Source organism: Kitasatospora sp. NPDC059577 (assembly GCF_042735475.1).
Taxonomy (GTDB): domain Bacteria; phylum Actinomycetota; class Actinomycetes; order Streptomycetales; family Streptomycetaceae; genus Kitasatospora.
The window spans coordinates 189,938-198,106 of the sequence record NZ_JBHWBZ010000008.1 but is presented as its reverse complement, the minus strand read 5'-3'; the positions used below and the strand labels follow the sequence as shown (position 1 = coordinate 198,106).

The 8,169-nt window shown below is 70.4% G+C and carries 10 protein-coding genes; 7 read left to right on the top strand and 3 right to left on the bottom strand.

Annotation, left to right across the window (positions count from 1 at the left end; genetic code table 11):
* Window positions 1–266: 266 nt before the first annotated feature.
* The 3 genes from ACFV0O_RS10630 to ACFV0O_RS10620 form a co-directional block, all read right to left on the bottom strand.
* Window positions 267–740, bottom strand: coding sequence for an NUDIX domain-containing protein (locus ACFV0O_RS10630; protein WP_380339122.1), 474 nt, complete (start codon window positions 738–740; stop codon window positions 267–269).
* A 261-nt stretch (window positions 741–1,001) separates the two neighbouring features.
* Entirely contained in the window at window positions 1,002–1,532 is a 531-nt protein-coding gene (locus ACFV0O_RS10625) for a GNAT family N-acetyltransferase (protein WP_380339119.1), read from the bottom strand.
* The gene (locus ACFV0O_RS10620) at window positions 1,529–2,485 is read right to left on the bottom strand and encodes a hypothetical protein (RefSeq protein ID WP_380339116.1); all 957 of its coding nucleotides are present in this window, start codon (window positions 2,483–2,485) and stop codon (window positions 1,529–1,531) included. The genes ACFV0O_RS10625 and ACFV0O_RS10620 overlap by 4 nt, the downstream gene beginning before the upstream one ends.
* A gap of 536 nt (window positions 2,486–3,021) precedes the next feature.
* Here ACFV0O_RS10620 and amcB point away from each other — a divergent pair.
* From amcB to ACFV0O_RS10585, 7 genes are all read left to right on the top strand, one after another.
* On the top strand, window positions 3,022–4,167 hold the full coding sequence (amcB, locus tag ACFV0O_RS10615; RefSeq protein ID WP_380339113.1) for a cyclophane-forming radical SAM peptide maturase AmcB: 1,146 nt from the start codon (window positions 3,022–3,024) through the stop codon (window positions 4,165–4,167).
* Window positions 4,164–4,337 (top strand): multiple cyclophane-containing RiPP AmcA, encoded by a 174-nt coding sequence (gene amcA, locus ACFV0O_RS10610; RefSeq protein WP_380339110.1) that lies wholly within the window; start codon window positions 4,164–4,166, stop codon window positions 4,335–4,337. The genes amcB and amcA overlap by 4 nt, the downstream gene beginning before the upstream one ends.
* 155 nt (window positions 4,338–4,492) lie before the next feature.
* The gene (locus ACFV0O_RS10605; RefSeq protein ID WP_380339108.1) at window positions 4,493–5,179 is read left to right on the top strand and encodes a pentapeptide repeat-containing protein; all 687 of its coding nucleotides are present in this window, start codon (window positions 4,493–4,495) and stop codon (window positions 5,177–5,179) included.
* A 22-nt stretch (window positions 5,180–5,201) separates the two neighbouring features.
* Window positions 5,202–5,918, top strand: coding sequence for a hypothetical protein (locus ACFV0O_RS10600; protein WP_380339105.1), 717 nt, complete (start codon window positions 5,202–5,204; stop codon window positions 5,916–5,918).
* Between the two features lie 80 nt (window positions 5,919–5,998).
* Window positions 5,999–6,352 (top strand): hypothetical protein, encoded by a 354-nt coding sequence (locus ACFV0O_RS10595; RefSeq protein WP_380339102.1) that lies wholly within the window; start codon window positions 5,999–6,001, stop codon window positions 6,350–6,352.
* 33 nt (window positions 6,353–6,385) lie between these two features.
* On the top strand, window positions 6,386–6,847 hold the full coding sequence (locus tag ACFV0O_RS10590; protein ID WP_380339100.1) for an NUDIX domain-containing protein: 462 nt from the start codon (window positions 6,386–6,388) through the stop codon (window positions 6,845–6,847).
* 156 nt (window positions 6,848–7,003) lie between these two features.
* Entirely contained in the window at window positions 7,004–7,867 is an 864-nt protein-coding gene (locus tag ACFV0O_RS10585; RefSeq protein WP_380339098.1) for a hypothetical protein, read from the top strand.
* Window positions 7,868–8,169: the final 302 nt, after the last annotated feature.

Here is an 8,169-nt window from a genome sequence, read left to right as displayed (position 1 = left end):
TAGAGATACACTCCAATTATTAGAGTTAGTATTGATGAGTTGTTCTTTTTTATTTTATATCAGCCCCCCCCCCCCCCCCCCCCCCCCCCCCCCCCCCCCCCCCGCGGCGCTGGTGGGGCAGGACGAATGACCTGCCGGAAGCGAGAGGACCCCGTCCTACCGAAGACTCGGGCAGAGTCCTGTGCCCGAACGCCACAACCGGCGACATGCACCCACCTTGACCGCCCGCAGACGTAGACGGTGAAGCGGATGTCGTCGCCGCGCAGTTACAGGCGCGTCGCTCCGTGTTCCAGGTAGACGGTCTCTGACTTCGCCCTGGCGACGCAGGCCGCGTGGACGCGGCGGGCGAGGCGCGGGATGAGGAGTGCGTCGAACTGGTCGGTGGTGTGGAAGGCATACTCGCCGATCTCCACCTGGTCGACGGTGATGTTGTCGAGCTCGCCAGTCGGGAGGACGCCGCCGTCGAAGACGAAGAGGAGCTTGTCGCCCTCGGTGGCATGGGGTGCCCAGTCGGCGACAAGCAGGCGGCCGATCGGCGGAGTGATACCGAGTTCCTCCTTGACCTCCCGGGCCGCGCCCTCGCTCGGGGTCTCCCCGGCGTGCAGGTAGCCGCCGGGGATCTCCCAGCCCGGCTTGTAGGTCGGCTTCACGAGGAGGACGCGGTCGTCCTCGTCGAAGAAGAGCACCCCCGCGGCGGAGCGGGGCTGGGCCACAACCTCGTGGGACTGGGAGTCGCTCATGGCGACGACTGTAGCCGCCCAGCCGCGTCACGCGACGATCTGGAGCCGCTGCGCGACGCCTGCCAGCAAGTAGCTGGACTTCCCGTGCTGTTGGCGGACCCAGTCGGCCAACAGGTGTCGGGGGATGAAGTGGTAGCGGACCTGCTCGGGCCGGTTCCTCGGCGTCCAGTACGAGCGCGAGAGCTTCGTCCATGCAGTTCTGCGCGCTGTAGGCGCGGGCGATTTTCGAGTGCGTGCCGCACTCGGCCCGCCGCCCCAGGCTCAGTGGATCGGGCGGATCATCGCGGTCAGCCGGGGCGAGTCCGGAGAGGGCTGTTGCGCGTTGAACGCCTGGTAGCCCCAGGTCTCGTAGAGCCGCTGGACCTTGCCGTCCCCTGCGAGCGGGTTGACCAGAAGGGTGACACGCTCCTCGGGCCGGCGGCGCAGCAGGCCGTCGTGGATCCGGCGGGCGGCACCCGTGCCCCGCCACGGGATCCGGACGCCGATCTCCTTGATGGCCAGAGCCGGGGCCTCTGTGTAGCCGTCCGGAAGGGGCTCGGTCATGCGCGTCCAATATCGGTCGCCCGCCTCGATCGTGTTGCCGTAGGCGTACCCGACCGGTACCTCGCCGTCGTAGCCGACGACGAGCTCGAAGCCGGGCTCGGTGGCATGCCGATCGAAGCGTTCGACGAACACGTCGACGCGGTAGTTCGGCAGGTGCAGCAGAGGGGCCCGCACATCGGTGTACACGTCCAGCAGGTCCTGCCGGGCCTCGGGGGGCAGGATGGTGTGGTGGCGGAGTTCGACGGTCACGCGGTGGTCCTCCAGGTGTTGTGGGCGTACGCCGTCCAAGTACGGTCCGAGCCGCTGCCGCCGGCCAGCTGGTGCAGCGAGGTGCCGAAGGCGGCCAGCATCCGGGTGACGCGGGGGTGCTCGGAGTCCTCGGCCGGGACGGACATCGCGGTGGCGACCGCGGGCTCCAGATCGCCCTGCCCTAGCTGGGCCCGGGCGAGCCGGACGGTGGTGATCGCGCGGGACCGCTGCATGGTGTCACGCCGCTGGGCGATGCTGCGGTGTGCGTGTGCTTCTGCGTCCTCCCAGTTCGCGGCCGCGAGGTGGGCGGCAAGGGCGAGGGAGTCCAGTTCGGACTGATCGTAGAAGGCGGTGATCCACACTGGTCGGGAGACACCGAGGTCGGCGCGGTTGAGAGCGTCCTGTGCGTGCCCAATGGACCGGCGGACCGCATTGGAGTCCCCGGTCAGGCCGTGGATCGCCGCATGGCGGGCGTGTCCGAGGGAGGCGAACAGCGGGTCGCGTCGGGCGATCGGCAGGCTGCGGGCGACCTCATTGGCGGCGAGCGCGTCGCCTGTCTGCCCGAGGTGCCGGTACAGGCTCCCCGCGTGGGACCAGATTCGGAACTGGATACCGGAGTCGCCGGACATCGCCGCGAGGGTGGCAGCCTTCTGGTGGTGTTTGAGGGCGGCGCCGAAGCGACGGCCATCGATCGCGGCCCACATCGCCGAGGACATGAACGATGCCGCGCACGCGTACAGCTGGGCCCGGACCCGCTGGGTCGCGGTGCCGTTCTTCTGCAGGTTGAGGGCTTCCTCGGCGAGCGCGGTCGCCTTGGTCTCGATGCTGAGCCGACCGCCATGGCGGTGGTCGCTGGCGATGACCTCGGCGAAGCGGGTCTGCAGTCTCCGCACGTCACCGATCCCGATCCGGCCGCTCGATGCCACGGCAGGGGGACTCGTGAGCACGGTCACGGCCGCACCTCCGGCCGCCGCTATGAAGTCGCGTCGCCTCACGTCGTCCTCCGGTGTGGTGCGAGCCCGCCCGGTCGGGACGAAGCCCAGGTCTTCGGGCGTACATGCGAATACTGCCCTGAGTGCGAGGCGGATCTTCACCGGCGGCCACCGGGTCGCACCGGTCAGCCAGTTGTGCACCGTGCGCTCTGACACGGAGCCGGGTTTCCCCGTGAGGGTCCTGATCTCGGTGTTCACTTCGTGCGCCAACTCGGCCTTCGTCATCCGGCGTTCGGCCATCCGGAGGCGGAGCGGAACGTCAGCCACCATGCGATCAACGTAGTCGTGTTGTCACGTGCCGCGCAGGGGGTCGAGTAATGAGACGGTCAAGTTTTCCGGTCGGGCTGGGACCACGGTGCTGTCAACTTTGCCTCACCATCTGGCACGTGACGGTCGTTCACTGTTTGCACGCCGCTCGGCCCCGGGCGGTTCCAGCGCGGGATCCCGTCCCGTGAACGGCCCTGCGCCGGCCCAGTCTCCGCCCTTGGAGGGGCAGCATGATGCATTCCCCGGCCCGATATCGGCGCCGCATCGCCCGTCGTCCGAGGACGGTCGTTCTCCAGGCGGACCCTTTCTGCAACCTGGACTGCACCTACTGCTACCTGCCCGACCGCAAGCGGCGGGCCCCGATGCCGGTCGCGATCGCCGAGGCGGTGGCCCGTTCCGTCGCCGAGTTCGCCGTTGCCGCATCGCCGGAGCCGGTCGAGGTGGTCTGGCACGCCGGCGAGCCGCTGGCCGTCGGCCGCACGCGGCTCGCGGAGCTGCTGGCCCCGTTCGAGCCGTTGCGGCAGGCCGGGTTGGTCGAGCACTCGGTGCAGACCAACGCCGCACTGATCACCCCGGCCTGGTGCGACTTCCTCGCCGCGTACGGCTTCCGTGTCGGGGTCAGCATCGACGGCCCGGCCACCCTCAACCGCCGGCGCGTGGACTGGGCCGGCCACCAGGCCTTCGACCGGATCATGAAGGGCGTCGGGCAGCTGCGCGAACACGGCATCCGCTTCTCGGTGATCTCCGTCGTCAGCGCGGAGAGCGTCGGAGACCCGGAGACCCTGCTCGACTTCATGGCCGACCTCGGCTGTCACACCGTGGGCCTGAATATGGAGGAGAGGGAGGGCGTCAACACCGATCGCGCAGTGCCCACCGCCGAACAGGCCCGCGAGTTCTGGCACCGCACCATCGCCTGGTCCCGCCGCCACCCCGGCCTGACGATCCGCGAGGTCGACCGACTCGGCGCCTACCTGCGAGCCGTCCGCGACGGCCGCCGGGACGACTGGGACCGCACGCTGATCGACCCGATCCCGACCATCGCCTCCAACGGCGACGTCGTCCTGCTCTCCCCCGAACTCGCCGGGATCACCGACCCGGCCTACGAGAACTTCCGGGCCGGGAACGTCCTGGAGCAGACCATCGGCTCCATGCTGGACCGCGCACACCAGCTCACGTACGTGCGCGAGTTCCTGACCGGCCTGGACGAGTGCGAGGCCACCTGCCAGTTCTTCGGCTTCTGCCGCGGAGCCCAGGCCGGCAATCGCTACTTCGAGAACGGCCGCCTGGACACCACCGAGACGAACTACTGCCGCGTGTCCCGGCAGGCCCTGGTCACCGCCTTGTCCGATACCGTCCGAGAGGAGCAAGCCGCATGACCCTGCTCGAACTCCTGGCCGCCAGCGACACCGCCGTGGTCGCCGACCTCACCGGTGCCGCCGTGGCCGGCCCCAGCGCCGACCCGTTCGACAACCGGCCCACCTGGGACAACGCCGGATCGTCGTTCGACAACCGGCCGACCTGGGACAACTGGCCGAACAAGAGCTAGCCGCACCAGCCGAACAGCGCCGGGGGGGGGGCCGCGGGGGGGGGGGGGGCCCCCCCCCCGCCCCCCCCCCCCCCCACCCCCCCCCCCCCCCCCCCCCCGGGGGGGGGCCCCCCCCGGGGGGGGCCCCCCCCGCCACCACCCGAGATCGGAGCCCCGTGGACAGCATCACTCTCGGCCGCGTCACCGTGACCCTGCCCCGCCTGAACGAACCCGGCCTCTACCTGTCCAACGTCACCACCCTCGAGTCCGCCCGTGGCCTGGTCCAGGACTTCCAGTACGGCGACGCGGACCTCCGGGACTTGGACCTCGCCGAGACGCGCCTGATCACCGGCCGCGTCGCCGGCCTGCGGGCCGACCGCTTCCGGCTCGACCAGGTCCGCCTCGACTCCGTCGAGTTCGACACCTGCGACCTGGCCACCGCCCGCATCACCGACAGCAAGCTCTCCCGCGTCGTCTTCCGCAACTGCAAGGTCATGGGCGCCGCCGTCACCGGCACGACCTTGGACAACGTCCTGTTCGACAACTGCAAGCTCGACTACTCGACCTTCGAGCAGGTCCGCGCCACCGGCCCGGTCGCCTTCACCAAGTGCGTGCTCGTCGAGGCGTCATTCACCGGCTGCGACCTGAGCAACGCGGTCCTGGACGCCTGCACCCTGCGGCTGACCGAGTTCGGCCGGGGCAAGTACCAGGGCCTCGTCCTGCGAGGCAACGACCTCACCACGCTGCGCGGCGTCGCCAACCTCGCCAAGGTCCTCATCGACCGCACCCAGCAGGCCGAACTCGCCGAAGCCCTGATCGCCGAACTCGACGTGACCTTCGCAGACACCCTCGACGACCGGTGAACCACGCCCGGGAGGAACCCGCGTGACTCTCGCGATCGCCCACACCGACCCCGTCGCCCTCATCGCCAGGTGCGACACCACCGGCGTCCGCATCGCCCACGGCGACCTCGACTACGAGGACGGGGCCGTCCTCCCGGTCGGCCCCTGGCAATCCCTCACCACCTCGGAGGCCGCCAGCCTCCGCCCCACCGGGCTCACCGCCGACAGCACCCTAGTGGAACTGGCGAAGCTCCCGGACGGCCCGGCCCCGGCCGGCCTCGCGTCCCTCGCCGACCCGCTCGGCGACCCGGATGCCTTCCACGTCGGCCGCACCACCAGCCCTGCCAAAGCCCTCACCACCACCCCGAACTACCAGGACGGCCGCCGCATCGGCCTGCACATCGACAACTGGGACAAGCTGAACTACCGCTCCAAGCACACCGGCCGCCGACGCCTGTGCTTCAACCTCGGCCCCGGCACCCGCTACCTCCTGCTCGGCAGCCTCGACATCCGCGCCATCTGCCGCTGTCTCCACACCGACCCCAATGACCGCTATCCGCACACCGACGACCTGCGGGCCTACGCCGCCCTCGGGCTGCCCCTGCGTGTCTTCCGGCTGCGGCTCGATCCCGGCGAGGGCTACATCGCCCCCACCGAACTGCTGCCTCACGACGGCTCCACCGAGGGCCAACCCGAACCGTCCACCGCCGCGTTCTGGCTCGGCCATTGGCCACGAGGCGTCCTGGCCTCGCCGATCTGACACCGCCCAGTGCGAGCTGTTCCGCTGCCCGTGATGGCGCCAGCGTCGCCTCCAACTCCCGTTCACGTAGGAGAACTTCCATGGCTGTTGCGCCGCCGCAGAACTCCCGTCCGGTCATGTCTCGGCACCCGGCCGGCCTGACCTTCGACCAGGAGCTGTGCGGGCTCGTGCTCGACACCGCACCCCGTCTGTTCGCCGTCGTCCAGGTGTGTGGCGAGGGACTCCCGGACGTCGACGGGTGGGTCGTGGCCTGGGGGTTCGTCGACCACGGCGGGCCGGCGCACGTGATCAGCATCGACGGGCAGGTGCGAATGACCCTCGCATCCCCCGATCTGGCCCTGCGCCATTTCGCCGGGCGTCCGGGGATCACCGCACGGCTGGTCTGGCTCGCACAGCCGAGTGCAGTCGCAATGGACCAGGCCGAAGCCGCCTGACCGCCCGTCCCGCCGAACAAGAAGCAGGCCACCATGCAGCACCGAGTCCGAGCCGTCCTCCTCACCCCGAACGACACCACGCTGCTGATCAAGCGCATCCGCCCCGGCATCGACCCGTACTGGGTGATCGTCGGCGGCAAGATCGAACCGACCGACGCCAGCCCCGAGGACGCCCTGCGGCGCGAGGTCCGCGAGGAAATCGCGGGCGAGGCCGAGATCGTCAGTCTCCTCCACACCATCGAGACGGACGACGAGCGCCAGGACTTCTACCTCGCCACCGTCGACAAGTGGAGCTTCGAGGATCGCACTGGGCCCGAGTTCAGCCAGGAAGGCCGGGGCGAGTACTTCCTGGAGGAGATCCCCTTTACCACCGAAGCCCTCGACGCGATCAACCTCCTGCCCCGGAAATCGCCGCGGTCCTCCGCAAGGCCGTCGACCGCGGGCACCTTCTCGCCGCCAGGTAGCCGCAATCCGGCAGCTGCGTCAGCGCGCTGATCACGCACTGAATGTCGTGAACGTCTCACGCTGCGTCAAGTGTCGTGGTACGTTCCGTAATCCAATCAAAAACAGGCGACCCCGGCAGCGCGCCAACGCTCCGGGGTCCGGCACCAGGAGCACCAACTCCAGATGCGGATCCATCGTAGCGCTCACGTGCGCAACTTCACCGTGCTACCCAACGCCGTCCTCCAGTACCGGCGGCTGAGCTACACCGCCCGAGGCCTGCTCGCGGACCTCCTCTCCCGCCCCGACGGCTGGCGCGAAGACGGACGACACATGGCCGACAGCAGCCCCCAGGGACGCGGCGCGATCCGCAAGGCGTTGAAGGAGCTCACTGAGGCCGGCTTCTACCGGGTCGAGAAGATCCGCATGCCCGACGGCACGATCATCACCGAATCCCACGTCTACGACACCCCACACGCCACGGCGCCGCCGGGTACCACCCGTCCGGCGCCCGGTGAAGCGGCAACCGGCCCTGCTGGCAGCCCTGTTGTAAAGAACCGGCACCAAGAACCCTCCCTCCCCACAAGCCCGGCAGGCGAAAGCGACCAGGGAGGAGAGGAGGAAGCACCCGAGATCCGTGAGGCAGCGGCCACGCTGTTCCGGGTGATCCGCCCCGAGCCCCGACTGCGCCTGGGCGAGGCCGAAGTCCGGGAGCTGGCACCGATGGTGGCGCAGTGGCTGGCACGCGGCTGCACCGCAGCCGACCTCGCCCACGCCCTGCTGCCGGGCCTGCCCACCCCGGTGCACTCGGCGGCCGCTGTGCTCCGCTACCGCCTGGAACACAAGATGCCACCCGCCCGGCCTGCCGCACGGCCGCCGGCCCGGTACGCCGAGTGCGCCAAGTGTCACGACCCCGTGCCCCGGCCGGGCATCTGCCGCCCGTGTGCCGGCCTGGCAGCCCGAACCCTCACATTCGGCAAGGGGGCGGAGGTGGCAGCCGCAGGTGCTGCCCGAGTCCGAACCGCCCTGCGCTCCGCGATGGCTGGTAGCCGGCCTGCACACATCGCCGCTTGAGGCGCGCTGTCCCACCGGTCCGAAGGGGCTCCGGCAGGTACATCACCCTGCTCCATCAGCGCCGCGTGCCACCTGGCCGGGCAGCGCGCGGCGAGGGCCGGGGTGGGCGCCCGCCGGCAGGCGGGTGGGGGGTGGACGGTGGGGAACGGCGGTGAACCCGCGCAACAAAGGAGATCACGCGCGGGTGTTCACCCCGGAAACGCCGGGGGGGGGGGGGGGGGCCGGCGGGGCGGGGGGGGGGGGGGCCACCCGACACCCGCACACCCGCGCCCTCAGTCACGGGCGGCCAGGCGCGCGCGGGC

What these genes read in the sequence shown, in the direction of transcription:
- amcA (WP_380339110.1), top strand. Translation starts at nt 4,164, where the DNA reads ATGACCCTGCTCGAACTCCTGGCCGCCAGCGACACCGCCGTGGTCGCC.
- amcB (WP_380339113.1), top strand. Translation starts at nt 3,022, where the DNA reads ATGATGCATTCCCCGGCCCGATATCGGCGCCGCATCGCCCGTCGTCCG.
- ACFV0O_RS10630 (WP_380339122.1), bottom strand. Translation starts at nt 740, where the DNA reads ATGAGCGACTCCCAGTCCCACGAGGTTGTGGCCCAGCCCCGCTCCGCC.
- ACFV0O_RS10595 (WP_380339102.1), top strand. Translation starts at nt 5,999, where the DNA reads ATGGCTGTTGCGCCGCCGCAGAACTCCCGTCCGGTCATGTCTCGGCAC.
- ACFV0O_RS10590 (WP_380339100.1), top strand. Translation starts at nt 6,386, where the DNA reads ATGCAGCACCGAGTCCGAGCCGTCCTCCTCACCCCGAACGACACCACG.